This is a genomic window from Novosphingobium sp. (genome assembly GCF_032093395.1).
Classification (GTDB): domain Bacteria; phylum Pseudomonadota; class Alphaproteobacteria; order Sphingomonadales; family Sphingomonadaceae; genus Novosphingobium.
On sequence record NZ_DAMDBA010000067.1, the window covers coordinates 1 to 26818 of the forward strand.

Genomic DNA, 26818 nt, shown 5'->3' on the forward strand with positions numbered 1-26818 from the left:
ATTGCGGCCGATCACGCTCTTGCTGGCGGGAACGGCAATGGCGATGCGCGGCAGCTTGGCGGTATTGCCCACCAGCGCGTCCAGCGAGAGGTTGATGCCCGGCGCGATGATCCCGCCCTTGTAGGCGCCGTTGTAGTCTACCACGTCGAACGTCGTCGCGGTGCCGAAATCGACCACGATCAGATCGCCGCCATGGCGTTCATGCGCGGCGATGGCGTTGACGGCACGGTCGGCGCCCAGCGATTTGGGCTGATCGACATCTATGTCGATGGCATAGTCCGCCTTGCCGACGCCCGCCACGAGCGGCTCGACGTCGAAATAATGGCGGCAAAGTATCTCCAGATTGTGGAGCGCGCGCGGCACTACCGTGGAGATGATGATCCGGTCTATCTCCTCCGCCGCGACGCCGCGGATCGAGAGGAGCTGCATGAGCCAGACCGCGTACTCGTCGCCTGTGCGGCGGGGATCGGTGGCGATGCGCCAGCGACCGCGCAAGGTGCGGCCCTCGAACAGCGCGAAGACGACATTGGTGTTGCCGGCATCGATGGCAAGCAGCATGGACTTTCCTTCAGGCGAGCGAAACGTCACCGGCGTGGACGACACGTAGGGACCCGTCGGCCAGACGCAAGCGCAATGCTCCGTCCGGGTCAAGCCCGGCGAAAGCGCCGGGCACCAGCCCCTCGTCATCCAGCGTGACCAGCAACGGCGTTCCCGGCGGGTGGGCATGACGGGTCCAGTCGGCCAGCGTCGCCGCCAGTCCCTCCCGGCGCCACTGCGCGAGACGCTCGGTCAGACAGCCGGCCAGCGCTTCCAGAACGGCCTGCGCGTCGTTGTCGTTATCGGGATTGGCGGTGCGGATCGAAACCGTCGCGCGGTCGGGAAGATCGGGCGCGCTAACCACGTTCACGCCGATACCGACGATGACATGATCGCCCGCGCGTTCCAGCAGGATACCGCAAATCTTGGCGCCGCCGACAAGCACATCGTTGGGCCACTTCAGCTGGCAATCCGCCTCGGGCGGCAGTTGCGACAGCATGAGGTCGTGTACCGCCAGCGCCGCAACGAATGCCAGGGTATGGACAGAGGGGTCGTTTGCTCTCAGCGCGACGACGGTGCTGGCATAGAGATTGCCCTCGGGCGAGGACCATTGGCGACCGCGACGACCGCGCCCGGCGCTCTGCCTGACCGCTCGCAGCCAGAAACCTTCCGCCAGGCCCTCCCCGGCGCCGAGGCGCCGGGAAAGGTCCGCGTTGGTCGAAGCGGTCTCTTCGACGACTTCTATCAAAGGCCGGAGTAGAGTGCGGCCGCAGCCGTCTCGCTCAGGTGGCCGAGCCACTTGGTCAGCAGGAAGCCGAGCGGCGAGATCACGATGCATGACAGCACCAGGATCAGCTTGTGCCAGACGTCGCTTTCACCCTTCACCACGTCGGCCGGTTCGTCGAAATAGACGACCTTGACGACCTTCAGATAGTAGAAGGCGCCGATCACCGAGGCCGCGAAGCCGATCGCCGCCAGAGCGATCATGCCGCCGTCGACAGCTGCCTTGAAGACCAGGAACTTGCCCCAGAAACCGAACATCGGCGGGATACCGGCAAGGCTGAACATGACCATCGCGAGCGCCAGGGCGAGGCCCGGGCGCGTGCGCGACAGACCAGCCATCTTGGCGAGATCCTCGACCGGGTTACCGTCCGCGTCCTTCATCATCAGGATCACGGCGAAACCGCCGGCCGACATCGCGACGTAGATCGCGAGGTAGAACAGCATGGCCGAGACACCCTGCGGCGTCGCCACGGCGAGACCGACGAGCATGAAGCCGACGTTGTTGATCGACGAGTAGGCCATCAGGCGCTTGATGTTCGTCTGACCGATGGCGCCAAGGGCACCGACGACGATCGAGGCGAGCGCGGCGAAGACCACGATCTGCTGCCAGGCCGCAGCCTGGTCACCGAAGGCCTCGATGGCGACGCGCATGGTCAGGGCCATCGCGGCGACCTTCGGAGCCGTGGCGAAGAGCGTGGTCACCGGGGTCGGCGCGCCTTCGTAGACGTCCGGGGTCCACATGTGGAACGGAACCGCGCTGATCTTGAAGGCAAGACCGGCGAAGACGAAGACGATACCGAACAGCGCGCCGTTCGAGAGGCCCTGCGCCATCGAGGCACTGATACCCGCGAACGAGGTCGTTCCCGCGAAGCCATAGGTCAGGCTCATGCCGAAGAGCAGGATGCCCGAGGCCAGCGCGCCCAGTACGAAGTACTTGAGGCCCGCTTCCGCCGAACGACCGTCGGTACGCAGGAACGCCGCCAGGACGTAAGCCGCGAGCGAGTTCATCTCGAGGCCGATGTAGAGCGTCAGCAGGTCGGTGGCCGAGACCATCATGCCCATGCCGATCGAGGCCAGCAGCACAAGGACCGGATACTCCGCCCGCATCGCCTTGAAGCGGTCGAAATAGGCCGGCGCCACCACCAGCGACACTGCCGCCGAGAGATAGATGAGGATCTTGGCGTAGGACGCGAAGGCATCGGCACGATATTGGCCGAAGAAGGCCGAAGTTTCGGCACCCATCGCACCGCCGCAAAGCGCGGGAGCCACGAGGATGCCGGCGGCGACGAGCGCCGCCACGGCGAGAACGGAGATCAGCTTCGCCGCCTTGTCACCGCCCCAGGCGGCGACAAGGAGCAAGACCAGGCTTGCAACGCTAAGCGTTTCTTCCGGCGCGATCAGGCGCAGCGACTGTGACCAGTCCATCAGTGTGCCCCCTCATGCGCGGCTGCTTCTTCATGTGCAGGCTTTTCCTTGCCCATGGCCAACTTGGCGTCTCCTTCCGGCTTTGCGCGAGCGAGCCGGGCGTCGAGCGCGGCAATGTCTGCGCGCATCGGAGCAATGAAGCTCTCGGGATAGACGCCCATCCACAGCACCGCGAGGCCGAGCGGGATCACCATCAGGTATTCACGCAGGTCGAGGTCGGCCATGGCGGCGGCATCGGCATTCTTCTGGTCGCCAAAGACGACACGGCGATAGAGGTAGAGCATGTAGGCAGCGCCCAGGATGATGCCGGTGGTGCAGATCAGCGCCGTCCAGCTCGATGCCTGGTAGATACCGCCAAGGCTCAGGAATTCGCCGACGAAACCGCTGGTGCCCGGAAGGCCGATCGAGGCCATCGTGAAGAGCAGGAAGAACAGCGCGTAACGCGGCATGTTGATGGCAAGACCGCCGTAGCGGCTGATCTCGCGGGTGTGCAGGCGATCGTAGATGATGCCCACGCAGAGGAACAGCGCGCCCGAAACAAGTCCGTGGCTGAGCATGACCAGCATCGACCCTTCGAGGCCCTGCACGTTGAAAGCGAAGAGACCGATGGTCACGACGGCCATATGCGCGACCGACGAGTAGGCGATCAGCTTCTTCATGTCGTCCTGCACCAGCGCGATGAGCGAGGTGATGACGACGGCGGCCATCGACAGGCCCCAGACCAGCGGCGCGAAGTAGGCCGAGGCTTCGGGGAACATCGGCAGCGAGAAGCGGATGAAGCCGTAGCCACCCATCTTCAGCAGCACGCCTGCCAGGATCACCGAGCCTGCGGTCGGCGCCTGAACGTGCGCCGCCGGAAGCCAGGTGTGAACCGGCCACATCGGCATCTTCACCGCAAAGCTGGCGAAGAAGGCGAGCCACAGCCAGGTCTGGACCTGCGGATCGAAGGCATAGCTCATGAGCGTCGGGATGAAGGTCGTGCCGGCGGTGTGGACCATCCACAGCATCGCCACGAGCATCAGCACCGAGCCGAGCAACGTGTAGAGGAAGAACTTGTACGAGGCGTAGATGCGATCCGCGCCGCCCCAGATGCCGATGATCAGGTACATCGGAATAAGGCCGGCTTCGAAGAACATGTAGAACAGGAAGATATCCTGGGCCGTGAAGACGCCGATCATCAGCGTTTCGACGAGCAGGAACGCCGCCATGTATTCGCCAACGCGCTTCTCGATCGAGTTCCAGCTCGCGCCGATACAGATCGGCATGAGGAAGACGGAAAGCTCGATCAGGAGCAGCGCGATACCGTCGATACCAAGGGCGTAGGAGAAGCCCGAGAACAGCTCGTGCCGTTCCTGGAACTGCCACTGCGCACCGCCGACATCGAAGTTGAGCCAGAGGACGACGCCAAGGGCAAGGTTCGCAAGGGTGGCGAGAAGCGCCACCGTGCGTGCCGATTTGGCATCAAGGTAGAGACATGCCAGTGCCGCCGCGAGCGGCACCAGCAACATCAGACTGAGGATCGGAAAACCACTCATCATCTTATCCCGCGATCACCCAGCTGATGGCGCCGACAAGGCCCAGCAGCATGACAAGAGCGTAGCTGTACAGATAGCCCGACTGGACCTTCTGCGCGTAAGTCGAACCCCTGGCGACGACCCAGGCGGCACCGTCGGGACCGAACTTGTCGATCACGCCGATATCCAGGACCTTCCAGAACACCTTGCCGAGCCAGAAGGCCGGGCGAACGAAGATGTTGTGGTAGAGTTCGTCGAACATCCACTTGCGGAACACGAAAGTGTAGACCGGTCCGAGTTGCTCGGCGACTGCCTTGGGGAACGAGAGGTTCTTGATGTAGCCGTACCATGCGATCAGCAGGCCCAGCGACATCACGGTGAACGGTGCCCACTTCACCCAGGTCGGCACGCCATGCATCGCGTGGATCAGGTGTTCGTGGAACACCAGAGCGCCCTTCCAGAATTCGCCGGTCCCTTCCGAGACGAAGGCGTGGTTGAAGACGAAGCCCGCAGCGACGGCACCGATCGAGAGGATCAGCAGCGGCAGCAGCATGACCAGCGGGCTTTCGTGCGGATGGTATCCGCCCGTGCCGTCGCCGTGCTGCGTGTAGTCCGGGCCGCGCGAACCGAGTTCGGGTGCGGCATGGGCATGCGCATCATCGGCATGGTCGTCATGAGCATGGGCATCATGGGCATGATCGTCATGGCCGTGATCGTCATGCCCGTGGCCGTGCGCGTCGTGGACGGCGTGCTGGATGTGCTCCGACTGGATCCAGCGCGGCTTGCCGAAGAACGTCAGGAAGACCAGGCGCCAGGAGTAGAAGCTGGTCATCAGCGCGGCGGCGATGCCCATCCAGAAGGCGAAACCGCCCACTGCCGTGCCCGAACCGAACGCGGCCTCGAGGATCGCATCCTTCGAGTAGAAACCTGCGAAGCCCACGAAGCCCGCGATACCCACGCCGGTGATGGCCAGCGTACCCGCCGTCATCGTCCAGAAGGTGATCGGGATGTGCTTACGCAGCGCGCCATAGAAGCGCATGTCCTGCTCGTGGTGCATCGCATGGATGACCGAGCCCGCACCGAGGAACAGCAGCGCCTTGAAGAAAGCGTGCGTGAACAGGTGGAACATGGCCGCGCCATAGGCGCCGACGCCAGTGGCGAAGAACATGTAGCCGAGCTGCGAACAGGTCGAATAGGCGATGACGCGCTTGATGTCCCACTGCGTGCAGCCGACGGTAGCGGCGAAGAAGCAGGTGCAGGCACCGATGAAGGCGATGAAGTGCATCGCCGTCTCGCTGGTTTCGAACAGCGGCGACAGGCGGCAAACCATGAAGACGCCCGCGGTGACCATGGTTGCCGCGTGGATCAGCGCCGAAACCGGGGTCGGGCCTTCCATCGCGTCCGGGAGCCAGGTGTGCAGCCCGAGCTGCGCCGACTTACCCATCGCACCGATGAACAGGAGGATGCAGATCACGGTCATTGTGTCGAAGCGGTGGCCGAGGAAGCCGATCGTCGAACCGGCCATGCTGGGCGCGGCGGCCAGGATCTCGGGGATCGAGACGGTGCCAAACACCAGGAAGCAGCCGAAGATACCGAGCATGAAGCCAAGGTCACCGACGCGGTTGACCACGAAGGCCTTGATCGCGGCGGCACCGGCCGAAGGCTTGCGGAACCAGAAGCCGATCAGGAGATACGAGGCCAAGCCAACGCCTTCCCAACCGAAGAACATCTGCACCAGGTTATCCGCGGTCACCAGCATGAGCATGGCGAAAGTGAACAGCGACAGGTATGCGAAGAAGCGCGGCTGATCCGGCTCCTCGCTCATGTAGCCCCAGGAATAGAGGTGAACGAGCGCGGAAACCGAAGTGACGACCACCAGCATGACCGCCGTGAGCGAGTCCACCCGCAGCGACCAGTCCCAGGTCATGGCGCCCGACTGGACCCACTTCAGGACCGGCACGACGCTGGCTTCGGCGTTTCCGGTGAGGAAACCGATGAAGATCGGCCAGCTCAGCGCACAGGCAACGAACAGCGCGCCGGTCGTCAAGACCTTTGCGGGAACGTTGCCCAGCTGCTTGTTGCCCAGCCCGGCGATAATCGCTGCCAGTAACGGCAGGAAGACGATGAATAGGATCGGGTGCAAGGCCTTATCCCTTCATCCGGTTGACGTCGTCGACAGCGATGCTGCCGCGTCCGCGGAAATAGATCACGAGGATTGCGAGCCCCACTGCGGCCTCGCCGGCAGCGACCGTCAGCACGAACATCGCGAAGATCTGGCCCGTGAGGTCGTGCAGGAACGCGCTGAACGCGACGAGGTTGATGTTGACCGCAAGCAGGATCAGTTCGATCGCCATGAGCAGAACGATGACGTTCTTGCGGTTGAGGAAGATGCCGAGGACGCCGAGCACGAAGAGGATCGAGCTCACGACCACGTAATGTTCGACGCCGATCACAGCGAAACCCCCTTGCCCACTTCGGGCTTGACGTTGACGGTTGCCTCTTCGGGACGACGAGCGACCTGCTTGCTGACCTTCTGGCCGCGCGTGTCGCCACGCTGGCGATGGGTTAGGACGATGGCGCCAACCATCGCAACGAGCAGGATCAGGCCGGCAGCTTCGAACAGGAACAGGTAGCGGCTGTACATCAGGCCGCCGATGGCCTCGATGTTCGAGGCTCCGGCCGGGGTAGCCGCCGTACCGTCGGGCGTGCCGAGGTTCAGGGCGCCGGCCTTGTAGGCACCGATGCCGAGCACCATCTCGGCGAGCAGCACGACGGCTACCAGCATGCCGAGCGGGAAGTTCTTGATGAAGCCTGCGCGCAGTTCGGCGAAGTCGATGTCGAGCATCATGACGACGAAGAGGAACAGCACCGCGACCGCGCCGACGTAGACGATGATCAGCAGCATGGCGATGAACTCGGCGCCGGTCAGCATCATGAGCCCGGCGGCGTTGAAGAACGCCAGGATCAGGAACAGCACCGAATGCACCGGGTTGCGGGAAAGGATGGTGGCGGCCGCAGAAGCGATCGTGAGCACCGCGAAAAGGTAGAAGGCGAAAGTCTGGATCATGTCCGCGGCCCCCTATCGGTACGGTGCGTCGGCTTCAAGGTTCGCGGCGATCGCACGCTCCCACTTGTCCCCGTTCGCCAGCAGCTTGGCTTTGTCATAGAGCAGCTCTTCGCGCGTTTCGGTCGCATATTCGAAGTTCGGCCCCTCGACGATGGCGTCCACCGGGCAGGCTTCCTGGCAGAAGCCGCAGTAGATGCACTTCGTCATATCGATGTCGTAGCGCGTGGTGCGGCGCGAACCGTCGGTACGCGGCGCGGCCTCGATCGTGATCGCCTGCGCCGGGCAGATCGCCTCGCACAACTTGCAGGCGATGCAGCGCTCCTCGCCGTTGGGATAACGGCGAAGGGCATGCTCACCACGGAAGCGCGGCGAAAGCGGGTTCTTCTCGAAGGGGTAGTTGATCGTCGCCTTGGGCTTGAAGAAATACTTCAAGGTCAGCCAGTGCGCCTTCACGAACTCCCAGAGCGTGAAGCTCTTTATGAGTTGTCCGACGGTCATTGGAAGTGTCCGGTAGCCATGAGGTAGCCGCTGACGATTACGACGAACAGCAGCGATACGGGCAGGAAGACCTTCCAGCCCAGGCGCATCAGCTGGTCGTAGCGATACCGCGGAACGGTGGCCTTTACCCAGCTGAACACGAAGAAGAAGAAGAGGATCTTGAGCAGGAACCAAACGAAGCCCGGCACGAGATAGAGAACGGGAATATCGAGCGGCGGCAGCCAGCCACCCCAGAACAGCGTCGCATTGAGCGCGCACATCAGGAGCACGTTGGCATATTCGCCCAGCCAGTAGGCGGCGAAGGCCATCGACGAATATTCGGTCTGGTAACCGGCGACGAGTTCCGATTCCGCTTCGGCAAGGTCGAAGGGGGCGCGCTGCGTTTCCGCGAGGCTCGAAATCAGGAACATCACCCACATCGGGAACAGCAGCGGGTTCGCGACGAAACCGTTGATGATGCCGAAGACGTGGCCCTTTTGCGCCCAGACGATGTCGTTCATGTTGAACGTGCCCGCCCAGAGAACGACGCAGATCAGGATGAAGCCGATCGAGACTTCATAAGAGATCATCTGCGCCGAGGCGCGCATCGCCGAGAAGAACGGGTACTTCGAGTTCGAAGCCCAGCCCGCCATGATCGTACCGTAGACACCCAGCGAACTGATCGCGAGGATGTAGAGCAGCCCGATGTTGATGTCGGCCAGGATCGCGCCCGAGTTGAACGGGATCACCGCCCAGGACAGCAGCGCAAGCGTGAAGGTCACGATCGGCGCGATCAGGAACAGGCCCTTGTTCGCCGCCGAAGGAATGATGGTTTCCTGAAGGAAGACCTTCAGACCGTCAGCGAAGGACTGGAGCAGACCGAATGGGCCGACCACGTTGGGACCGCGGCGAAGCGCCATGGCCGCCCAGATCTTGCGGTCGACATAGATGATCATGGCGACGGCCAGCATCAGCGGCAGCGCGATGAGCAGGATGCCGCAGATCGTGGACACGAACCATGCCCACTCGTAGCTCATCCCGAGTGTCTGGAAGAAAGCGGTCATTCCGCGGCCTCCGCCAGGTCTTCACCGTGAAGAAGTTCGGCCGAGCAGCGCTGCATGACGGCGCTCGCACGGGCGATCGGGTTGGTCATGTAGAAGTCCTTGATCGGATAGGCGATCTGGCCGGAAGCGGAACCGCCACCGTTCGGCAGAACGCTCCCGTAATCGGCAAGACCTTCGCTGCCAAGTGCAGGAACTTCCGCGATCATTGCGTTTCGCAGCTGATCGAAAGTGTCGAAGCCAACGGTCACGCCGAAGGCATCGGCCAGTGCGCGCAGGATCGTCCAGTCTTCACGGGCGTCGCCCGGTGCGAAGACGGCCTTGTCCGCCCACTGCACGCGACCTTCGGTGTTGACGTAGGTGCCCGCCTTCTCGGTATAGGCCGAAGCCGGCAGGATCACGTCCGCCGCGTGGGCGCCCTTGTCGCCGTGGTGACCGATGTAGACGATCATCGAACCGGCGAACTGGGTGTAGTCCACCTCGTCGGCGCCGAGGGCGATGAGAACCTTGGGCTTGGCCGCGACGAGGTCGGCGATGCCGCCCTTCTGCGCGTAACCGAGCATCAGGCCACCCATGCGGGCTGCCGCCATGTGGAGGACGTTGAAGCCGTTCCACTTGGTGCCGTCTTCAAGATCGCGCACGAGGTTGAACTGGGCAGCGAGCGCGAGGCCCGCTTCCAGACCGCCACGGCCGAGCGCCGCTCCGCCAAGGATGACCGCCGGGCGCTTCGCGTTCGACAGCGCATCGGCGACGTTCTGCGGCAGATTGCCGAGGACCGAGAGATCTTCCCCGAGGAACTCGCCGCCGAAAGTGGTTTCCCACTCGGGACCGACGAGGAACACCTTGGCGCCGCGCTTCACCGCCTTGCGCAGGCGGACGTTGAGCAGCGGGGCTTCCCAGCGCACGTTGCTGCCGGCGATCAGGATCGCGTCGGCGGTCTCGATGCCGGAGAAGGTCGTGTTGAAGTTGACTGCCGCGAGATTCTCCGTGGCATAGTCCATCCCGGTCTGACGACCTTCGATGAGCGTCGAACCGAGCACGCCGGCCAGCTTCTTGGCAGCGAACATGGTTTCGCAATCGACCATGTCGCCCGCGACGACAGCGATCGAATTCCCCGGGTTCAGCGTGGCGATGGCGGCAAAAGCCTCGTTCCAACTGGCCGTGACGAGCTTGCCGTCACGGCGCAGGAAAGGCTTGTCGAGACGGCGCTTGGTAAGCCCGTCGACCATGTAGCGCGCCTTGTCGCTGATCCATTCCTCGTTGACGTCGTCGTTGTTACGAGGAAGCACGCGCAGCACTTCGCGGCCGCGCGCATCGATGCGGATGTTGGCGCCGGTAGCGTCCGACACATCGATGCCCAGCGTCTTCTTGAGTTCCCAGGGACGGGCCTCGAAGGCGTAGGGACGCGAGGTAAGCGCGCCGACCGGGCACAAGTCGATCACGTTGGCCGACATCTCGTGCTTCGCAGCATGTTCGAGATAGGTCGTGATCTGCATGTTTTCGCCGCGATAGAGCGCGCCGATCTCGTCCACGCCGGCGATCTCTTCCGAGAAACGCACGCAACGGGTGCAGTGGATGCAGCGCGTCATCTGGGTCTTGATGAGCGGGCCCATGTACTTTTCAGTGACCGCGCGCTTGTTTTCGTCATAGCGTGAAGCGCCGCGACCATAGGCCACCGACTGGTCCTGAAGGTCGCACTCGCCGCCCTGATCGCAGATCGGGCAGTCGAGCGGGTGGTTGATCAGGAGGAACTCCATCACCCCTTCCCGCGCCTTCTTGACCATTTCGGAATCCGTGCGGATTTCCTGGCCTTCAGTGGCCGGCAGCGCGCAGGAAGCCTGGGGCTTGGGCGGTCCGGGCTTCACCTCGACCAGGCACATGCGGCAGTTGCCGGCGATGCTCAGGCGTTCGTGATAGCAGAAGCGCGGGATTTCCTTGCCGGCAAGCTCGCAGGCCTGCAGCACGGTTGCGCCGTTGGGGACGTCGATCTCGACGCCGTCGACTTTGACCTTGGGCATTACTCGGCAGCCTCGCGGACGTTTTCGGCGATCCGGCGCTCAAGCTCCGGACGGAAATGACGGATCAGGCCCTGGATCGGCCACGCCGCAGCGTCGCCCAGAGCACAGATGGTGTGGCCTTCGACCTGCTTGGTCACCTGCTGCAGCATGTCGATTTCCTCGACTTCCGCGTCGCCGGTGCGCAGGCGCTCCATCACGCGCCACATCCAGCCCGTGCCTTCGCGGCAGGGCGTGCACTGGCCGCAGGATTCGTGCTTGTAGAAGTACGAGATGCGGCTGATGGCGCGGACGATGTCGGTGGACTTGTCCATGACGATGACGGCGGCAGTACCGAGGCCCGAACCGACCGCCTTCAGGCCGTCGAAGTCCATCGGCGCGTCCCAGATGTCGGCAGCCGGAACCAGGGGAACCGACGAACCGCCGGGGATCACCGCCAGCAGGTTGTCCTTGCCGCCGCGAATGCCGCCGCAGTGACGCTCGATCAGTTCGCTGAACGGGATCGACATCTCTTCCTCGACCACACAGGGACGATTCACGTGCCCGCTGATCTGGAAGAGCTTGGTGCCCTTGTTGTTCTCGCGGCCGAAGCTGGAGAACCACGAGGCGCCGCGGCGCAGGATGGTCGGCGCGACGGCGATCGATTCCACGTTGTTGACCGTGGTCGGGCAGCCGTAGAGGCCTGCACCGGCCGGAAACGGCGGCTTCAGGCGGGGCTGGCCCTTCTTGCCTTCGAGGCTTTCGATCATCGCGGTTTCTTCGCCGCAGATGTAGGCGCCGGCACCGCGGTGGACGAAGACGTCGAAGTCGTAGCCCGAACCGCAAGCGTTCTTGCCGAGAAGGCCGGCTGCGTAAGCCTCTTCACGCGCGGCGAACAGCGTCTCTGCCTCGCGGATATATTCACCGCGAATGTAGATGTAGGCCGCGCGCGCGCCCATGGCGAAGCCCGCGACCAGCGCGCCTTCGAACAGGAGGTGCGGATCGTGGCGCATGATCTCGCGATCCTTGCACGAACCCGGTTCGGATTCGTCCGCGTTGATCACGAGGAAGCTGGGCTTCGGGTTGCCTGCCTGGTCGAGCGGCGGCTGCTTGGGCATGAAGGACCACTTCATGCCGGTCGGGAAGCCCGCACCGCCGCGACCGCGCAGACCGGAAGCCTTCATCTCGTCGATGATGGCGTCGCGGCCGCGTTCGATCAGCGCCTTGGTGTTGTCCCAGGCACCGCGCGCCTGCGCTTCCTTCAGGTTCCACGGCTGATAGCCGTAGAGGTTGGTGAAGATGCGATCCTTATCGAGGAGAGCCATTACCACTCACTCCGATAGTCATGGTTTTCGGTGATCATCGCCGCCAGATTGGTAGGCTCGCCCACCGGTTCGACGGTGTGACGGGCGGGATCCTGGGTGCCGGCCTTCGGCGTTTCACCACGCGCCAGCGCGTCGAGCACCGCGTTCAGGCGGTCCGACGTGAGGTCTTCGTAGTTGTCGTCGTTGATCTGGACCATCGGGGCCGAGGCGCAGTTGCCCATGCACTCGACTTCGGTGAACGACCACAAGCCGTCTTCCGAGATGTGGCCCTTCTTCATGCCGCGCGACTTGCAGGTTTCCAGCAGGTCGTCCGAACCACGCAGCATGCACGGCGTGGTGCCGCAAACCTGCACGTGGAAGCGGCCGATCGGCGCGATGTTGTACATTGTGTAGAACGACGCGACCTCGACGACGCGGATTACCGGCATGTCGAGATAGGCGGCGATATACTCCATCACCGGAATCGGCAGCCAGCCCTGCGTGTTCAGCTCGGCACCGACCTGGCGCTGGGCCAGATCGAGCAGCGGCATCACGGCCGAGCGCTGGCGCCCTGCCGGATAGCGGGACACGACGTCCTTCGCCTTTTCGGCGTTCTCGGCGGTCCAGGCGAAATTGCCCCAACGGGCCCGAAGTTCGGGCGAATCGGGTTCGATATAGCGGTCAGCCATGCTTACCCCTGCGCTTCAGCCACTGGTCCTGGCCGAAAAGAAACAATTCGAAACCGCCGATCGCGGTCACCAGCATCGGCAGCAAGGCCGTGGGCTGGAGATCGAGATAGACGGCGGCGAAGTACCAAACCGCCAGAGCCACGCCGGTGACGGCGGCCCAGATGCGGGTCAGTTCGAGCGTGTTGAACTTCATCTGACGCCCCCTCACCGGATGAACTCGACGCGAGAGCACTTGTCGCCCTCGAAGCTGTAGACAGCCAGTACATCGAAAGGCGCGACCAGCTCGGAACCATCGGTTGCCGGGCCACGCGTGACGTGCTCGCGAAGGACGACGTAGTTGTCGGTTTCCTCGCGCGAGACGATCTCGGCCTTGTTCTCGGGCCAGCGGGCGAATGCCGTTTTGAGCCCGGAACGCGTACCTTCCTTGCCCTCGCGAACGACGGCGCCGCGATAGTTCGCCTCGCTCGCCTCGTCGGTCATGTAAGACACGTAGAGGTCGACGTCCTGCGCGTTGTAGGCGGCGATCATGGCCTCGGCGATTGCGAGCTTGCTCAACGGTCGCACTCCCCGAACACGATGTCCATGGCCCCCAGGATCGCGGTGGCGTCAGGCAGCATGTGGCCCTTGGACATGAAGTCCATCGCCTGCAGATGGCTGAAGGCAGTCGGGCGGATCTTGCAGCGGTAAGGCTTGTTGGAGCCGTCCGATACCAGATAGACGCCGAACTCGCCCTTGGGGCTTTCCGTGGCGACGTAGACTTCGCCCGCCGGAACGTGGAAGCCTTCGGTGTAGAGCTTGAAGTGATGGATCAGCGATTCCATCGACTGCTTCATCTCGCCGCGCTTCGGAGGCGAGACCTTGCGGTCGGTGGAAGCCACAGGGCCTTCCGGCATTTCGGCGAGGCACTGCTTCATGATGCGGGCAGACTGCCGCACTTCCTCGGCACGGCACATGAAGCGATCGTAGCAATCGCCGCTGGTGCCGACGGGAACCTCGAAGTCCATGCGATCATAGACGTCGTAGGGCTGCGCCTTGCGGATATCCCAGGCGATGCCCGAGCCGCGCAGCATCGGTCCGGAGAAGCCCCAGGCCAGCGCGTCGTCCTTCGACACCGTGGCGATATCGACGTTGCGCTGCTTGAAGATGCGGTTGTCCGCAACGAGGCTGAGGGCATCCTCGAACAGTTCCGGCAGGCGCGTGTCGAGCCAGTCGGCGATATCGGCCAACAGCTTGAGCGGCACGTCCTGATGGACGCCGCCGGGGCGGAACCATGCCGAGTGCATGCGGGCGCCCGAAGCGCGCTCGAAGAAGTTGAGGCAATCCTCACGGACCTCGAACAGCCACAGGTTCGGCGTCATCGCGCCGATATCCATGATGTGCGACCCCATGTTCATCATGTGGTTGCAGATGCGGGTCAGCTCGGCGAACAGCACGCGCAGGTACTGGCCGCGGATCGGCACTTCGAGGTTGAGCAGCTTCTCGATCGCCAGGACGTAGGAATGCTCCATGCCCAGCGGCGAGCAATAGTCCAGACGGTCGAAATAGGGCAGCGCCTGAAGGTAGGTCTTGTGCTCGATGAGCTTCTCGGTGCCGCGATGCAGCAGGCCGACGTGCGGATCGATGCGCTCGATGATCTCGCCATCGAGTTCCATGACCATGCGCAGAACGCCGTGGGCCGCGGGGTGCTGCGGACCGAAGTTGATCGTGTAGTTGGTGATGACTTCATCGCCCGTGGTGGGCGACTGCTCGAGCAGCATGCTCATGCCTTGTCTCCCTTCTCGGACGTCTTTTCGCTCGCCTTGTCGTTTGCCTTGTCACCGGCGCCGGTCTCGGCCTTGCTGTCGGTGGTCTTGGGCTCGGCGACCGGCGGCGGCGCGGGTTGCTGTGCAACCTTCTCGTCACCCGGAAGGATATATTCGGCGCCTTCCCAAGGGCTCATGAAATCGAACTGGCGCAGATCCTGCGCGAGCTGGACCGGCTCGTAGACGACGCGCTTGTCCTCTTCGGAATAGCGCAGCTCGACGTAACCGGTGAGCGGGAAGTCCTTGCGGAACGGATGGCCTTCGAAGCCGTAGTCGGTCAGGATGCGGCGAAGATCGCGATTGCCGGCGAAGATCACGCCGTACATGTCGAACACTTCGCGCTCGAGCCAGCCCGCGTTCGGCCACAGCGTGGTCACAGTCGGCACCGGCGTGTTCTCGGCGGCCGAAACCTTCACCATGATGCGATGGTTCTTCGTCACCGACAGCAGCATGTAGACGACGTCGAAACGCTCGGCCCGCGACGGATAGTCGACACCGGCCATTTCCATGAGCTGCTGGTATTCGTGATGGTCACGCAGCAGGCGCAGGGCGTTTTCGATCTGGTCGCGCGCGACGGTGAGCACGACTTCGCCGTGCTCTTCCTTGGTCGCGACCACCATGTCGCCCAAAGCAGCCGAGAGAGCCTCGATCACGCCGTCGTTCGACGCGAACCTGGGGGCGGAATGCAGAACGGTCATCGTGCCCTTACCTCTCGAGCGTGCCGGCGCGGCGGATCTTGCGCTGCAACTGCATCACGCCATAGAGCAGCGCTTCCGCGGTCGGAGGGCAGCCCGGCACGTAGATGTCGACCGGAACGATGCGATCGCAGCCGCGCACGACGCTGTAGCTGTAGTGATAGTAGCCGCCGCCGTTGGCGCACGACCCCATCGAGATCACGTACTTCGGATCCGACATCTGGTCGTAGACCTTGCGCAGAGCCGGAGCCATCTTGTTGCACAGCGTGCCGGCCACGATCATCACGTCCGACTGACGCGGCGAGGCGCGAGGCGCGGCGCCGAAGCGCTCCATGTCGTAACGCGGCATGTTGACGTGGATCATCTCGACCGCACAACAGGCGAGACCGAAAGTCATCCACCACAGCGAGCCCGTGCGGGCCCACTGGAACAGCTCTTCCGTCGATGTGACGAGGAAGCCCTTGTCGGACACTTCCTGATTGAGATCCTTGAAGAACGCCTGATCCGGCGCGGTGATCGCGCCGTGGGCCGTTCCAGGGTGAGCGGCGGCAGCCAGGGGCTGGCCGGCGGAGTTCACGAGCGTGCTCATTCCCAGTCCAGAGCTCCCTTCTTCCATGCATAGGCGAGGCCGATGGCCAGTTCGCCGAGGAACACCATCATCGTCAGCCATCCAGCCCAGCCGGTCAGCTTGAGCGAAACGGCCCAGGGGAACAGGAACGCGGCTTCAAGGTCGAAGACGATGAAAAGGATCGCCACGAGATAGAAGCGAACGTCGAACTGGCTGCGCGGATCTTCGAAGGCGGGGAAGCCGCACTCGTACTCGCTGTTCTTGTCGGCGCTTGGATTATGCGTGCCGGTTAGGCGGGAAACACCCATCGGCAGCAGCACGATCACCGACGACAGCGCGAGCGCCACCGCGAGGAAGATCAGGATCGGCAGGTATTGTGACAGATCAGTCAATGGTTCTGGCCTCATACCGGATACGGCAGCCGGACTCATGCCATGAAGACTGGGCCCGGTCGTTGCGGGCGCTCTTAGGCCAGCCCCTCCCCCTCCGCAAGGTGTCCGAAGGGAATAAATGGCGGAACTCTGCGGTGTTGCGAGCCATTCGCAACAAGCTGGATCGACGACATGCTTCGTTACAGCATGGCATCAAGCCGAAACCCGCAAAACGCCGAAGGTCAGCCGATTTCAACGAGAAGATCGACGATTCCGGCACCGATGCAAGATTCGGCATTGGGGTTGCGAAAATCGACGCCGATCGCCCCCTCGAACCGCCATGGGGATGATGCATGATCCGCTCCGGCATGAAGGAGTCTTCAATTGCAATTGGTGCAGTGCAACACTACCTGATTTGCCAGGATACCTGATTTTCAACGCGTGAAAGGCAACATAATAATGGCCCAGATCTCGGCTTCCGACCCGATCGTCATTCTTTCCTACGCCCGCACTCCCATGGGCGGCCTGCAAGGCGCCCTTGCCGAAGTTTCGGCCACCGACCTCGGGGCCACCGCCGTCAAGGCCGCCGTCGAGCGCGCCGGCGTTTCGGGTGAAGACATCGAACGCATCTATATGGGCTGCGTGCTTCCCGCAGGTCTGGGGCAGGCTCCTGCTCGCCAGGCCGCACTCAAGGCCGGTCTGCCGAAGTCGGTCCAGGCCACCACCGTGAACAAGGTTTGCGGCTCGGGCATGCAGACGGTCATCATGGGCGCGGAAGCACTTGCCTCCGGTTCTCTCGACCTGCTGATCGCCGGCGGCATGGAATCCATGACCAATGCGCCCTACCTGTCGAAGAAGCACCGTTCAGGCGCGCGGGCCGGTCACGATACCCTCTACGACCACATGTTCCTCGATGGTCTTGAAGACGCTTACGAAGGCGGCTCGATGGGCTCCTTCGCCCAGGTCACGGCCGACGAATATCAGCTGACGCGCGAAAATCAGGACGACTACTCGATCGAATCGCTTCGCCGCGCCCAGGAAGCGATCAAGAACGGCGCCTTCAAGGAGGAGGTCGTCCCGGTGACCGTCAAGACCCGCAAGGGTGAAGTCGTCATCGACAGCGACGAGCAGCCGCCGAAGGGCAATCCGGACAAGATCCGCACCCTGCGCGCGGCCTTTGCCAAGGACGGCACGATCACCGCAGCAAGCTCCAGCTCGATCTCCGACGGAGCCGCTGCCGTCGTCATGACGCGCGCCAGCGTCGCGGCCCAGAAGGGCCTCGCACCCATCGCCACCGTCGTCGGCGTCGCTGCCCACGCGCAGGAACCCGCCAAGTTCACCACCGCGCCCGTCGGAGCGATCACGAAGCTGATGGACAAGGTGGGCTGGCAGCTTGCCGACGTCGATCTCTTCGAGGTGAACGAAGCCTTTGCCTGCGTGGCCATGTTCGCCATGCACGATCTTGGCATCCCGCACGACAAGGTCAACATCCATGGCGGCGCGACCGCGCTCGGTCACCCCATCGGCGCTTCGGGCACACGCATCATCGTCACCCTCATCAACGCCTTGAAGGAAAAGGGCTTGAAAAAGGGCGTGGCTTCGCTGTGCATCGGCGGTGGTGAGGCAACCGCCATTGCAGTCGAACTGGCCTGACCTCTCGCACTTTATGAAAAGAACGAAACCCCCGCCTTCTCCGGCGGGGGTTTTTCTTTAGGTCTCAAGATTTTGAAGTGAAGACTTCACGGAGCCCCTGCGCCCCATAGCATGCTCTGCTCGACGAAACCCTTGTGCCCCTGGACATCGAAGGGACACCAGCCCTCCTTGCAGTCTCCCAGAATGCCGACCACTCCGGGCTGAATACGCCAGAGCATGGGCGAGGCCGAACTGGCAGCGGCGTGCATTTCCGTCAAAGCCTTACCCCCCGGCCCTCTCACCAGTGCCGAGCGCTGGCGGGACAGCAACAAGTCGCGCATCCACCCCTTCGCCCCATCCGGATCTTCCACGAGTCGCCACGGCCCTTCCCGTCTGAGCACTTTCACCGGCAGGTGGAGGCGGCGATAGACCCAGTCGATCCTGTAGGACTCGCCCGGCCCGACGCGCAAGTTGGCCAGATCGGTATCCACCGATGCCCAGTAGGGAACCTTGTCGTCGTCCGCCGCCTGGACGCCTCCGGCAAGAGTGCAGAGCGCCGCTGCGCAAGCGGCCATCAGGGACTGTCGGGCTTTTCGAGAAAACATCGTCATTTCATATCCTCTAGCAGCCCAATCCTTCAAGATTTCCTGCTTCACGATTGTGGAAGCTGAGCGCTCCATCTGCGCATTCCATTGCCTATCCGAAATTTACTAAGGATAATCGCGTAGGGGCAAGCACTTGTGCCATGTCGCTTGACTGCCTTAGAGGTTGCGGCAGACGGCATGTTGCGGCCGGCTCGGGGGGGTATCGATGAGGCGATGGGTACGGTTGTCCATGTTCGGCGCGATGGCGACTATGCCTGGCCGCCTCATGGCGCAAGATGGCCGGCTGGACGTGGCGGATAGCGGCGACACCGCCTGGATGCTTGCAGCCGCCGCTCTCGTTTCGCTTGCCCTTCCCGGCCTCGCCCTGTTCCATGCGGGGTGCGCTCGGTCGAACAGCAGGCTTTCCATCCTCGCCCAATCCGCTGCAATTTCCGCCGTCGCGACACTGCTTTGGACTATGGTCGGCTACACCCTCGCATTCGGTGACATCTCCGGAGGGTGGATCGGCGCAGGCAATGCATGGATGCTGATGGAACTGGGCAACGTGCGGGGCGGAACCACTACGCCGGAGAGTGCATTCGCGCTTTTCCAGATCGGCGTCGCCGCACTCCCCCTCGTCCTGATGGTCGGCGCCTGGGCGGAGCGCGCTCGATTTGGCTGGGTAGTGACCTTCTGCGCGCTGTGGACTATCGTCGTCCAGGCACCGATCGCGCACTGGGCCTGGGGTGGTGGCTGGATGTCACGCCAACTCGGGCTTCTGGACTGGGCCGGCGGATTGCCGCTATTCACCAGCGCGGGCGTTTCCGCTCTCGTCGTCGTGTCGATGATGGGCCCAAGGCTGGCACTCCCGTGCCCGGAAAGGCGGCCGTCTTCCCCTGCCGCGATGCTTTCGGGTGGTGGACTGGCATGGCTCGGCGCGCTTGGACTTTGTGGAGGCTGGGCCGTAGCCGCCAACGACGATGCCGCGGCGGCCATGATTTCCGCTCACGTTGCCATAGCCGCCGCTGCCGTGACGTGGGCCGGTATCGAGCGACTTACCGCAGGCCGCGTCACCTTGGGCGGGCTAGCCAGCGGGATCCTGGCAGGTATCGCCACGATCGCGCCGGCTGCCGGCTATGTATCGCCCGGGGCGGCGATCCTTTTTGGAATTCTCGGAGCCTTGACGGGATATCAGACGCGCCGGCTTATGCTCAGGTACCGTCGCATCGACGACGTTTCGAATGTCTTCGCAGTTCCTGGAATCTGTGGCGCGGTCGGATCGCTCATGCTCTCCGTGTTCCTGTCGAGAGACTTCGGAGGTGTGGGATATTACGATGGCATGTCACTGCAAAGTCAAGCTTTTGCTCAAGGCATTGGGATCGCGGTGGTCGTCTGCTGGTCCGCCGTGGTAACGACCATCATTGCGTCGATGGCATCGCTGGTGTTTCCGATGCGCGTGTCGGAAGACGCGGAACGAGCCGGACTCGACAGTACCATTCATCATCCTTCCGACGATTGATCCTCTTGATGACGGCGCGCCCTTTCAACAGCCTTCGAAACACTCTCGGCTTCTCCTTCCAACCCCGGGGTCGGGCTGACCGCGGCGAAGCCTGGACGTACCTCCTAGCGGCCACTCTTTGCGCCACGCTTCTGTCAGGCATGGTTTCCGCGCTGACAGCAACACCGCTTGCGGACTGGCTGTCGCTTGGCGTCGTGATCGCCTGCGCCATTCCGGCACCCGCCCTTGCAGCGCGCCGGTTCCATGACTTCAACGGCAGCGGATGGTGGACCCTGGCACTGGCTCCGGGGGCGCTGCGACTCCTGATTCTCGAAATCCTGCAACGAGGTTTCGGGTGGAGAGCCCGAGAAATGGCCGAAGACGTGCTCCACTGGATCGACTGGGCCATATTCCCAGCCTTCGGCTTGGCCTATCTGGCGCTCCTGGCCTGGCCGGGCTCCTCCGGAGCCAATCGCTTCGGTCCGCCCGTGACGGGGCGAGGAGACGATCGTCCCGCGCCCCGCTAAGGCGATCAGATCGGTTTCTTCGGCAGAGCGATCTCCGCCACGCCCGCGCACATCAGCGTGCCTTTCTGGTTCGTCATCTTGTGCTTCACCTGCACGAGGTGACGTCGTTCCTCATCCACCATGGTATCGACCACTTCGGCGGTCTGGATGGTCACGTCTCCGGAGAGCGCCGGTCCGCGATAGTTTGCAGTGGAATGGACGACCATGCCCCATTCACCGGCCCAGCCTCCCAGGTAGTCCGTGACCCAGGCCCCCATCGAAGCGCCGTATCCATAAGCGCGCGGCATGCCGATCCTACGCGCGTACTTGGGGAAAAGATGTCCGCGTGAGGGCCCGAAGTAAGCACCGTCGGTCAATTCCGGATTGATGCGCTCCATGTGCGGATCGTTCTCGTGGCCCGCCATTTCCGGCGTGAAGCCCAGCGCCGCCATGTCGATTTCGCGGCGGTCGAGCGTGCCCCATGTCGTGAACAGGTAGGCTCGCCATTCCGTCGTGAAGCTGGCGATCGTATGCGGGCCGAACACGCGTTCGGGCAACTGATCGCCTACCTTGACGTCATCCCACCAACGTTCCTTGTGACCCAGGTCATGCAGCATCTGGATCCAGGCGAACTTGCGGGCTTCCAGTTGCTCCAGTTCGTTATCCGTCCATTCCGGCTCCTCGAACTCCGCCGTGTTGACGGTGTCCCCGCCTGCATTCGCAAGATAGCGGATCGCTGTGGAGCGCTGCTTTGCGATCAATTCGCCGGCCTGGTTGCGATAATAGTTGTCCCCCCTCTGGAAGCAGGTTGGTCCGAAACCAGTATTCTTGACGGTGTAGTCGAAGGGAATGCGTTCGTTGGTCACCACGTCTCCGCCGAAAACGCGCGGTCCATAGTGCCAGAACTCGTCTCCGCCGAAGAGCAGGTGCGAATTGGGGATGCAGCCTACACACGAAGGCGCCGTGCCATGACCGTCATCCATGACGATCGGAAAGCTCTGTGGCGCCACCAATCGACCGAAGCGGCTCTGGCCCGCATAGGCAGGATCGAAATGCAGAAGGTTCGGATAGTGCATCGCCTGAGCCCAACGGCGAATATCGTTGTTCGCCAAAGGTTCGCGAATCGGCGACGAGTCGATGACCTTCCCCAAATACTGATCGATATCGGAGCAATCGAATTCGGCAACGGCGTGATCGGACATGAGGTTCTCTCCCGGGGACGGCTCATGGGCCGTTCTGATGATCGACACCGATGTCTATTACAGCGTTCAGTCCTGGTCACGCGCATTGCGACGCACATGCTCCGGCAACGCTCCGGCGGTACGCCGCCCCTCTCGACAGGATACCAGCGGCCATCTATGCCTGTTTAATCGATCACTTAAACGGACCGGAAATGACATTGCCAGCGCCCTTCGCTTCCTTGCGCCTTCCCGTGATTGCAGCCCCCATGTTCATTGTTTCCACGCCTGAACTGGTCATTGCGCAAGTGCGGTCCGGCGTGGTGGGCAGCTTCCCGGCACTCAACGCCCGCCCTGCCAGCCAACTCGACGATTGGCTCTATGAAATTGAAGCAGGAACAGTGGGTTGCAGGGCCCCTTTCGCGGTCAATCTGATTGTGCACAAAAGCAATAACCGGCTTGAGGAAGACCTTCTGATCCTGGAAAAGCACAAAGTTCCCCTGGTGATCACGTCCCTTGGCGCCATTCCCGAGGTTAACGCTGCCGTGCATTCCTGGGGCGGCGCGGTGTTCCATGACGTGATCAGCGATCGCTTCGCCCGCAAGGCGGTTGAAAAGGGCGCTGACGGGCTGATTGCGGTGGCAGCGGGTGCTGGCGGACATGCGGGACCACAATCGCCCTTCGCGCTGATGCAGGAAATTCGCGCCTGGTTCGACGGCCCCCTGGCGCTTTCGGGCGCTATCGCCTGCGGCCGTTCCATTCTGGCAGCACAGGCCATGGGCGCGGATTTCGCCTATATCGGCACTCCATTCATTGCCACCAATGAAGCGAACGCGGCCCCGAACTACAAACAGGCAATTGTCGACGGCGAAGCGGCGGACATCGTCTATTCCAGCCTCTTCACCGGCGTTCACGGCAACTATCTGCGGGCCTCGATCACGGCGGCCGGACTGGATCCCGACCGATTGCCGGAAGGTGACAAGAACCAGATGGACTTCGGATCAGGTGGCAATACCGCCGCCAAAGCCTGGAAGGACATATGGGGCTCCGGACAAGGAATCGGGGCAATCAGGTCCGTTGAGCCGGTCGAAGCGCGCATTGCCGCATTTGAAGAGCAGTATCGTGCCGCCCGGAACGAGTTGTGGGCACGTACAGGCATGGATTGAGCGGCTGGGCTGGAAAGACACTCGGTTCCGCGCCACAGCACTTCAGCCATTGCATCGAGTTCCGCAAAGTCGGGTTCGCTTCTGAGTGGATCGTTGCGATTGAGGCGGGGGGCCGAGGCCGATCCCCCCAACAGAAGGCGTCGCAGCCCGCGCTGCAGCAGATCGACTCGCCATCGCGCTTCGACGTTCGCGCGAGACGCATTCATGCGTCTGTCCGACGACCATCGCGCCTCGATCTGTCCAACCCGTTCGCATACGATCGCCGTATATTGGCGATGCGGCCCCCGATGCAGAGGCAGGCCCATGCGTATCCCCGCGTCTTCGTCGCAGGGAAGCAGAAGTCCATTGCGACGAAAGTCGCCAAAACAACCATGCAGTCCGCCGATTGCCGCTATCAACGGCTGAAAACAGGCGCTGCGGCCGATCTGGAGCGGAAGCAGGTGGTGCCGTTGCAATCCACGATCGTGATCCGGCTGACCGGAACGATTCACGGCCCGAAAAGGAAGGTACTGTCTCAGCGGAAGGAATGGAGATCAGTGTTGTCGCCAAACCCAGACCTGCTTGCCACCTTGGGACGGCTCCAGCAGCAGCTTTCCCCGAGGTGAATCAATCACCCGAGATTCTGCAAAAGCACCTTGCCGAACGAGGTAATCGACCATGCGAATGGCCAGCTTCAAGGTGTCGGAAGGCGTTTCTTCCACGGCGCCTTCCAGCTGCATTTCCCGACCGACGAACCGCGACAATCCCTTGGTTGAGATACTTCCGTCGTCAGAGCGTAGCAAAGCCGTAAGGCCCAGCGCCGGGAAGGCGCCACCTGCAAGCCAATTCACGATGATCCGTGCGAAGTAACGCGGTTCCATCAGGGTCTGTGCGGATCGCCAGCCAATGGCCGCGACCGGAAGTTTCAGGGACAGGCTGGTCGCCAGCCCCGCCATCGTCCTGTTTACCGGAAGCAGCCCCGAACCTCCGGCGATATGACCACCAGGAGATAGTTCGACAACTTCCAGTTCTTCGCAGCTCGGCGTCTCGTCGAAGCCATGGTATTGCAGGATATCACCTGAAATGGCCGACTTGGCAGGCGTCAGCCCGGTCAGATCGAAGGTCAAACCGCTGGCAATGAGTTCAAGCCAGCCCTCCTGCGGCGGCGGCCGATGCGTGATCCGCGCCATGATGTCAGCATCCGCCATTGCCTCCATCAAGGCGCTGATGACGTCCGTTGAAGGACGAGTCCCCGGTCTGAAATAGAGCGATATGCCGTTGCCTGGCACGGCGGAGGGCGCCTCTTGATCAGGCATGACTGGGCATGAAAGGGTCTGTTCCAAGGATTGCGGCTCTATCGTTGTCTCGCCACGATAAGGCAGCACTTCCGAAGCGACGTCGAGTCCGTTGGCTAACTAATGCAACCAAAACGGTTTCATCTTCAGAAAATGCCCATCCGCAAGCCTTCCGCAAAGGTAGATCCCAGGTCACGACAGAGCCCGAGGTCATGTTCCGAAACGGTCTTTTCGGAGCGTATCTGTTCCGGCGTCTGCGCCCCCAGGTTGACGATCAATGGCTCCGCCATTCGCCGGAGCCGCCAGCCTGTCACGATGCGATCGATCTGAGAGCAGGCACCTGTGCCATCCGATCCGGCGGAGATTGCCGTGGCGTAAGGTCGCCCTTCGACACGGCCGAGCAGGGGATAATAGCAACGATCGAACATTTCCTTCATCTGACCGGACATGCTTCCAAGGTTTTCGGGACAGACGAACACAAAACCCTCCGCGCCCAGCAAGAGCGCCGGCATGGATTCGGCGGCAGTCAGCAGTACCGCCCGTTCACCCGCACCCTCGGCAATAGCGGCCGCCATGGTGCGCGATGCACCGGTGCGGCTGTGCCAGATTATCGCCAACATCGACCCTTCTCCCCTCCGTCCGGCGCTGATGTCGCCCGCGACCTTTTCCCGACCCCCGGCTTAGTCTAATCCGATCGCCATGGCTTCGCGACATGTTACTTCCGTATTCGGCATCGATCGTTCCCTCACCGGCAAGGCCTGGCGCTGGCGTGGGGGCAACATGGACATTTCCGAAAGCGCTTCGGCGAGTGCCGGGGGCCTGGAGGATGACATCGTCACCCAGATCCTTCTGTCTCGCGGCGTTCCCCGCGACGATCTGGAGCGCCATCGCTCTCCTTCGCTGCGTGCCTTCCTGCCCGATCCCTCGGAGTTCCGAGATATGGATGCTGCCGCGGAACGGCTCGCCCAGGCCGTGATGACTGGCGAGACGATGACGGTTTATGGAGATTACGACGTCGACGGCGCCACCAGTGCCGCCCTGCTGATCCTGCTTCTGCGGGGGCTCGGGCACGACGCGAAATACTACATCCCCGACCGCCTACTCGAAGGATACGGCCCCAGCGGCGAGGCGCTCGTGCGGATCGCAGGGGAAGGATCCAGCCTCATCGTCACCGTCGATTGCGGCGCCATGGCGCATGAAGCGCTCGAGATGGCGCATGGCGCGGGCGTCGATGTAATCGTGGTGGATCACCACAAGTGCGCACCGGAGCTTCCGCGCGCCGCGGCACTGGTCAATCCCAACCGCCTCGACGAGAGCGAGATTGCAGCCGGACACGGCCATCTCGCTGCTGTCGGCGTCGCATTCCTGCTTGCGGTAGCGACGGTGCGAACCTTGCGCCGCCAGGGGTTCTTCGAAAACCGACGCGAGCCCGATCTTTTCGCGCTGCTGGATCTCGTCGCCCTGGGAACGGTGGCGGACGTTGCCGCATTGCACGGCCTCAATCGGGCACTCGTGGCGCAGGGCCTCAAAGTCATGGCCAGACGCGACAACATCGGCATGGCCGCGTTGATCGATGCAAGCCGCCTCAGCCGGGCACCCACCTGTTCGGATCTCGGTTTCGCTCTGGGGCCGCGCATCAACGCCGGCGGCCGCGTGGGAGAAGCCACGCTCGGTGTGCGCCTGTTGACGACGACCGACCCCGATGAGGCCCAGAGCATCGCCGCTCAACTTTCACGGCTCAACGACGAGCGACGCGGTATCGAGCAGGTCGTGCAGGAAGCGGCCGAAGCCCAGATCGAACGCCAGCACAACCGCTCGGTCATGGTTCTTGCCGGGGCCGGGTGGCATCCGGGGGTGATCGGCATCGTCGCAGGGCGAATCAAGGAAAAGACCGGAAAACCGACGCTTGTGATCGCCATGGATGCGGACGAAACTGGAAACGGCAAGGGTTCCGGCCGCTCGATTCCCGGCGTCGATCTTGGCGCGGCCATCATCGCCGCCCGCCAGGCAGGCTTGCTGGTTGCCGGTGGCGGGCACGCGATGGCCGCCGGCCTCACCGTGTCGCCCGACAAGCTCGATGCCCTCGCCGAATGGCTGGACTCGCTCCTTGCCTCCGAAGTGTCCCGCGCCAGCGCCAGCCAGTCGATGCTGCTGGACCTGGCCCTGGCGCCTCGCGGATTGACACCGGAGCTTGTAGAAAAGCTCGAAAGTGCCGGTCCTTTCGGCATGGGCTGGCCCGGACCGCGCGTCGCCGTGGGGCCTGTGCACGTCATCAAGGCGGACACCGTCGGTACGGATCATGTTCGCCTGATCGTGGGAGGACAGGATGGCGGCCGCTTCAAGGCCATGGCTTTCCGGTCCGCGGAAACGGAGATGGGGCAAGCCCTGCTGCACGCCTCGCAAGGGCGCAGGCTCTGGCTGGCCGGACGTGCCAAGATCGACGACTGGGGCAGCCGCCCACAGGCCGAACTTCACATCGACGACGCAGCCTTTGCAGCCTGAAATCTGCGAATTTTGGCACCGGTCGCCCCGGGCGTTGCAAGGCATGTCATAGAGAGTTCAAATTATTCGCAATGAGGGGGTTGACCCCCCATCGGACCCCCGCTAGAGGGCCGGTCCTGCCTCCGGCGCAACCCGGTACGGCCCCTTCGTCTAGCGGTTAGGACGCGGCCCTTTCACGGCTGAAACACGGG

The 26818-nt window shown here is 62.9% G+C and carries 27 protein-coding genes and 1 pseudogene; 5 read left to right on the top strand and 23 right to left on the bottom strand.

What is annotated here, in order from left to right:
* The 18 genes from RT424_RS18500 to RT424_RS18585 all read right to left on the bottom strand — a co-directional run.
* Positions 1–558, bottom strand: a 558-nt coding sequence (locus tag RT424_RS18500; protein WP_313441208.1) for a type III pantothenate kinase, incomplete at its 3' end; no start/stop codon positions are given.
* Positions 559–568: 10 nt separating this feature from the next.
* A complete protein-coding gene (locus tag RT424_RS18505) occupies positions 569–1285 on the bottom strand; it encodes a biotin--[acetyl-CoA-carboxylase] ligase (RefSeq protein WP_313441210.1) in 717 nt (238 codons plus the stop codon).
* Positions 1282–2745, bottom strand: coding sequence for an NADH-quinone oxidoreductase subunit NuoN (gene nuoN / locus RT424_RS18510; protein WP_313441212.1), 1464 nt, complete (start codon positions 2743–2745; stop codon positions 1282–1284). The genes RT424_RS18505 and nuoN overlap by 4 nt, the downstream gene beginning before the upstream one ends.
* Positions 2745–4280 carry an NADH-quinone oxidoreductase subunit M gene (locus tag RT424_RS18515; RefSeq protein WP_313441214.1) on the bottom strand — a complete coding sequence of 512 codons (1536 nt, stop codon included), beginning with the start codon at positions 4278–4280 and terminating at the stop codon, positions 2745–2747. The genes nuoN and RT424_RS18515 overlap by 1 nt, the downstream gene beginning before the upstream one ends.
* Before the next feature lie 4 nt (positions 4281–4284).
* Positions 4285–6402: an NADH-quinone oxidoreductase subunit L gene (gene nuoL / locus RT424_RS18520; RefSeq protein ID WP_313441216.1), complete on the bottom strand. Its 2118-nt coding sequence runs from the start codon at positions 6400–6402 to the stop codon at positions 4285–4287.
* 4 nt (positions 6403–6406) lie between these two features.
* Positions 6407–6712 (bottom strand): NADH-quinone oxidoreductase subunit NuoK, encoded by a 306-nt coding sequence (gene nuoK / locus RT424_RS18525; RefSeq protein WP_054437643.1) that lies wholly within the window; start codon positions 6710–6712, stop codon positions 6407–6409.
* Entirely contained in the window at positions 6709–7326 is a 618-nt protein-coding gene (locus tag RT424_RS18530) for an NADH-quinone oxidoreductase subunit J (protein ID WP_313441227.1), read from the bottom strand. The genes nuoK and RT424_RS18530 overlap by 4 nt, the downstream gene beginning before the upstream one ends.
* A 12-nt stretch (positions 7327–7338) precedes the next feature.
* A complete protein-coding gene (gene nuoI, locus RT424_RS18535) occupies positions 7339–7824 on the bottom strand; it encodes an NADH-quinone oxidoreductase subunit NuoI (RefSeq protein ID WP_086490631.1) in 486 nt (161 codons plus the stop codon).
* The gene (nuoH, locus tag RT424_RS18540; protein ID WP_313441229.1) at positions 7821–8867 is read right to left on the bottom strand and encodes an NADH-quinone oxidoreductase subunit NuoH; all 1047 of its coding nucleotides are present in this window, start codon (positions 8865–8867) and stop codon (positions 7821–7823) included. The genes nuoI and nuoH overlap by 4 nt, the downstream gene beginning before the upstream one ends.
* Positions 8864–10882, bottom strand: a complete 2019-nt coding sequence (gene nuoG / locus RT424_RS18545) for an NADH-quinone oxidoreductase subunit NuoG (protein ID WP_313441231.1) — start codon at positions 10880–10882, stop codon at positions 8864–8866. Before nuoG ends, nuoH begins: the two co-directional genes overlap by 4 nt.
* Positions 10882–12183, bottom strand: a complete 1302-nt coding sequence (gene nuoF, locus RT424_RS18550; RefSeq protein ID WP_313441233.1) for an NADH-quinone oxidoreductase subunit NuoF — start codon at positions 12181–12183, stop codon at positions 10882–10884. Before nuoF ends, nuoG begins: the two co-directional genes overlap by 1 nt.
* A complete protein-coding gene (locus RT424_RS18555) occupies positions 12183–12851 on the bottom strand; it encodes an NAD(P)H-dependent oxidoreductase subunit E (RefSeq protein ID WP_313441235.1) in 669 nt (222 codons plus the stop codon). Before RT424_RS18555 ends, nuoF begins: the two co-directional genes overlap by 1 nt.
* On the bottom strand, positions 12844–13044 hold the full coding sequence (locus tag RT424_RS18560; protein WP_313441237.1) for a hypothetical protein: 201 nt from the start codon (positions 13042–13044) through the stop codon (positions 12844–12846). Before RT424_RS18560 ends, RT424_RS18555 begins: the two co-directional genes overlap by 8 nt.
* 11 nt (positions 13045–13055) lie before the next feature.
* Entirely contained in the window at positions 13056–13406 is a 351-nt protein-coding gene (locus tag RT424_RS18565) for a nuclear transport factor 2 family protein (protein WP_313441238.1), read from the bottom strand.
* Positions 13403–14614, bottom strand: a complete 1212-nt coding sequence (locus RT424_RS18570; RefSeq protein WP_313441240.1) for an NADH-quinone oxidoreductase subunit D — start codon at positions 14612–14614, stop codon at positions 13403–13405. The genes RT424_RS18565 and RT424_RS18570 overlap by 4 nt, the downstream gene beginning before the upstream one ends.
* A complete protein-coding gene (locus RT424_RS18575; RefSeq protein WP_313441242.1) occupies positions 14611–15351 on the bottom strand; it encodes an NADH-quinone oxidoreductase subunit C in 741 nt (246 codons plus the stop codon). Before RT424_RS18575 ends, RT424_RS18570 begins: the two co-directional genes overlap by 4 nt.
* Before the next feature lie 7 nt (positions 15352–15358).
* Positions 15359–15937, bottom strand: a complete 579-nt coding sequence (locus RT424_RS18580; protein ID WP_021234984.1) for a NuoB/complex I 20 kDa subunit family protein — start codon at positions 15935–15937, stop codon at positions 15359–15361.
* Positions 15934–16308: an NADH-quinone oxidoreductase subunit A gene (locus tag RT424_RS18585; protein ID WP_313441246.1), complete on the bottom strand. Its 375-nt coding sequence runs from the start codon at positions 16306–16308 to the stop codon at positions 15934–15936. Before RT424_RS18585 ends, RT424_RS18580 begins: the two co-directional genes overlap by 4 nt.
* 438 nt (positions 16309–16746) lie before the next feature.
* Between RT424_RS18585 and RT424_RS18590 the strand changes: the two genes are divergently transcribed.
* Positions 16747–17940: an acetyl-CoA C-acyltransferase gene (locus tag RT424_RS18590; protein ID WP_313441248.1), complete on the top strand. Its 1194-nt coding sequence runs from the start codon at positions 16747–16749 to the stop codon at positions 17938–17940.
* Positions 17941–18026: 86 nt separating this feature from the next.
* Here the strand turns inward: RT424_RS18590 and RT424_RS18595 are convergent, their stop codons facing one another.
* A complete protein-coding gene (locus tag RT424_RS18595) occupies positions 18027–18494 on the bottom strand; it encodes an SH3 domain-containing protein (RefSeq protein ID WP_313441250.1) in 468 nt (155 codons plus the stop codon).
* A gap of 271 nt (positions 18495–18765) precedes the next feature.
* Between RT424_RS18595 and RT424_RS18600 the strand changes: the two genes are divergently transcribed.
* Positions 18766–20022 carry an ammonium transporter gene (locus RT424_RS18600; RefSeq protein ID WP_313441252.1) on the top strand — a complete coding sequence of 419 codons (1257 nt, stop codon included), beginning with the start codon at positions 18766–18768 and terminating at the stop codon, positions 20020–20022.
* A gap of 8 nt (positions 20023–20030) precedes the next feature.
* Positions 20031–20528 (top strand): DUF805 domain-containing protein, encoded by a 498-nt coding sequence (locus RT424_RS18605; protein ID WP_313441254.1) that lies wholly within the window; start codon positions 20031–20033, stop codon positions 20526–20528.
* Between the two features lie 5 nt (positions 20529–20533).
* Here RT424_RS18605 and RT424_RS18610 read toward each other — a convergent pair whose 3' ends face one another.
* A complete protein-coding gene (locus tag RT424_RS18610; protein WP_313441256.1) occupies positions 20534–21709 on the bottom strand; it encodes a MaoC family dehydratase N-terminal domain-containing protein in 1176 nt (391 codons plus the stop codon).
* 191 nt (positions 21710–21900) lie between these two features.
* Here RT424_RS18610 and RT424_RS18615 point away from each other — a divergent pair, with 191 nt between their 5' ends.
* Positions 21901–22851: a nitronate monooxygenase family protein gene (locus RT424_RS18615; RefSeq protein ID WP_313441258.1), complete on the top strand. Its 951-nt coding sequence runs from the start codon at positions 21901–21903 to the stop codon at positions 22849–22851.
* A 218-nt stretch (positions 22852–23069) separates the two neighbouring features.
* Here the strand turns inward: RT424_RS18615 and RT424_RS18620 are convergent.
* The 3 genes and pseudogenes from RT424_RS18620 to RT424_RS18630 form a co-directional block, all read right to left on the bottom strand.
* A pseudogene (locus RT424_RS18620) lies at positions 23070–23342 on the bottom strand (AHH domain-containing protein); the annotation flags it as partial.
* A gap of 42 nt (positions 23343–23384) precedes the next feature.
* Positions 23385–24173 (bottom strand): hypothetical protein, encoded by a 789-nt coding sequence (locus tag RT424_RS18625; RefSeq protein WP_313441260.1) that lies wholly within the window; start codon positions 24171–24173, stop codon positions 23385–23387.
* A gap of 98 nt (positions 24174–24271) precedes the next feature.
* Entirely contained in the window at positions 24272–24700 is a 429-nt protein-coding gene (locus RT424_RS18630; RefSeq protein ID WP_313441263.1) for an NAD(P)H-dependent oxidoreductase, read from the bottom strand.
* Between the two features lie 124 nt (positions 24701–24824).
* On the opposite strand from RT424_RS18630, the gene recJ reads away from it, so the two are divergent.
* Positions 24825–26627, top strand: coding sequence for a single-stranded-DNA-specific exonuclease RecJ (gene recJ / locus RT424_RS18635; RefSeq protein WP_313441265.1), 1803 nt, complete (start codon positions 24825–24827; stop codon positions 26625–26627).
* The last annotated feature ends 191 nt before the right edge of the window (positions 26628–26818 follow it).

Excerpts from the sequence above, each read along its gene's own strand:
- nuoN (WP_313441212.1), bottom strand. The coding sequence starts at position 2,745 with ATGGACTGGTCACAGTCGCTGCGCCTGATCGCGCCGGAAGAAACGCTT.
- RT424_RS18515 (WP_313441214.1), bottom strand. The coding sequence starts at position 4,280 with ATGAGTGGTTTTCCGATCCTCAGTCTGATGTTGCTGGTGCCGCTCGCG.
- RT424_RS18530 (WP_313441227.1), bottom strand. The coding sequence starts at position 7,326 with ATGATCCAGACTTTCGCCTTCTACCTTTTCGCGGTGCTCACGATCGCT.
- nuoI (WP_086490631.1), bottom strand. The coding sequence starts at position 7,824 with ATGACCGTCGGACAACTCATAAAGAGCTTCACGCTCTGGGAGTTCGTG.
- nuoH (WP_313441229.1), bottom strand. The coding sequence starts at position 8,867 with ATGACCGCTTTCTTCCAGACACTCGGGATGAGCTACGAGTGGGCATGG.
- nuoG (WP_313441231.1), bottom strand. The coding sequence starts at position 10,882 with ATGCCCAAGGTCAAAGTCGACGGCGTCGAGATCGACGTCCCCAACGGC.
- nuoF (WP_313441233.1), bottom strand. The coding sequence starts at position 12,183 with ATGGCTCTCCTCGATAAGGATCGCATCTTCACCAACCTCTACGGCTAT.
- RT424_RS18555 (WP_313441235.1), bottom strand. The coding sequence starts at position 12,851 with ATGGCTGACCGCTATATCGAACCCGATTCGCCCGAACTTCGGGCCCGT.
- RT424_RS18560 (WP_313441237.1), bottom strand. The coding sequence starts at position 13,044 with ATGAAGTTCAACACGCTCGAACTGACCCGCATCTGGGCCGCCGTCACC.
- RT424_RS18570 (WP_313441240.1), bottom strand. The coding sequence starts at position 14,614 with ATGAGCATGCTGCTCGAGCAGTCGCCCACCACGGGCGATGAAGTCATC.
- RT424_RS18575 (WP_313441242.1), bottom strand. The coding sequence starts at position 15,351 with ATGACCGTTCTGCATTCCGCCCCCAGGTTCGCGTCGAACGACGGCGTG.
- RT424_RS18580 (WP_021234984.1), bottom strand. The coding sequence starts at position 15,937 with ATGAGCACGCTCGTGAACTCCGCCGGCCAGCCCCTGGCTGCCGCCGCT.
- RT424_RS18590 (WP_313441248.1), top strand. The coding sequence starts at position 16,747 with ATGGCCCAGATCTCGGCTTCCGACCCGATCGTCATTCTTTCCTACGCC.
- RT424_RS18595 (WP_313441250.1), bottom strand. The coding sequence starts at position 18,494 with ATGGCCGCTTGCGCAGCGGCGCTCTGCACTCTTGCCGGAGGCGTCCAG.
- RT424_RS18600 (WP_313441252.1), top strand. The coding sequence starts at position 18,766 with ATGGCGACTATGCCTGGCCGCCTCATGGCGCAAGATGGCCGGCTGGAC.
- RT424_RS18605 (WP_313441254.1), top strand. The coding sequence starts at position 20,031 with ATGACGGCGCGCCCTTTCAACAGCCTTCGAAACACTCTCGGCTTCTCC.
- RT424_RS18610 (WP_313441256.1), bottom strand. The coding sequence starts at position 21,709 with ATGTCCGATCACGCCGTTGCCGAATTCGATTGCTCCGATATCGATCAG.
- RT424_RS18615 (WP_313441258.1), top strand. The coding sequence starts at position 21,901 with ATGACATTGCCAGCGCCCTTCGCTTCCTTGCGCCTTCCCGTGATTGCA.
- RT424_RS18630 (WP_313441263.1), bottom strand. The coding sequence starts at position 24,700 with ATGGCGGCCGCTATTGCCGAGGGTGCGGGTGAACGGGCGGTACTGCTG.
- recJ (WP_313441265.1), top strand. The coding sequence starts at position 24,825 with ATGGCTTCGCGACATGTTACTTCCGTATTCGGCATCGATCGTTCCCTC.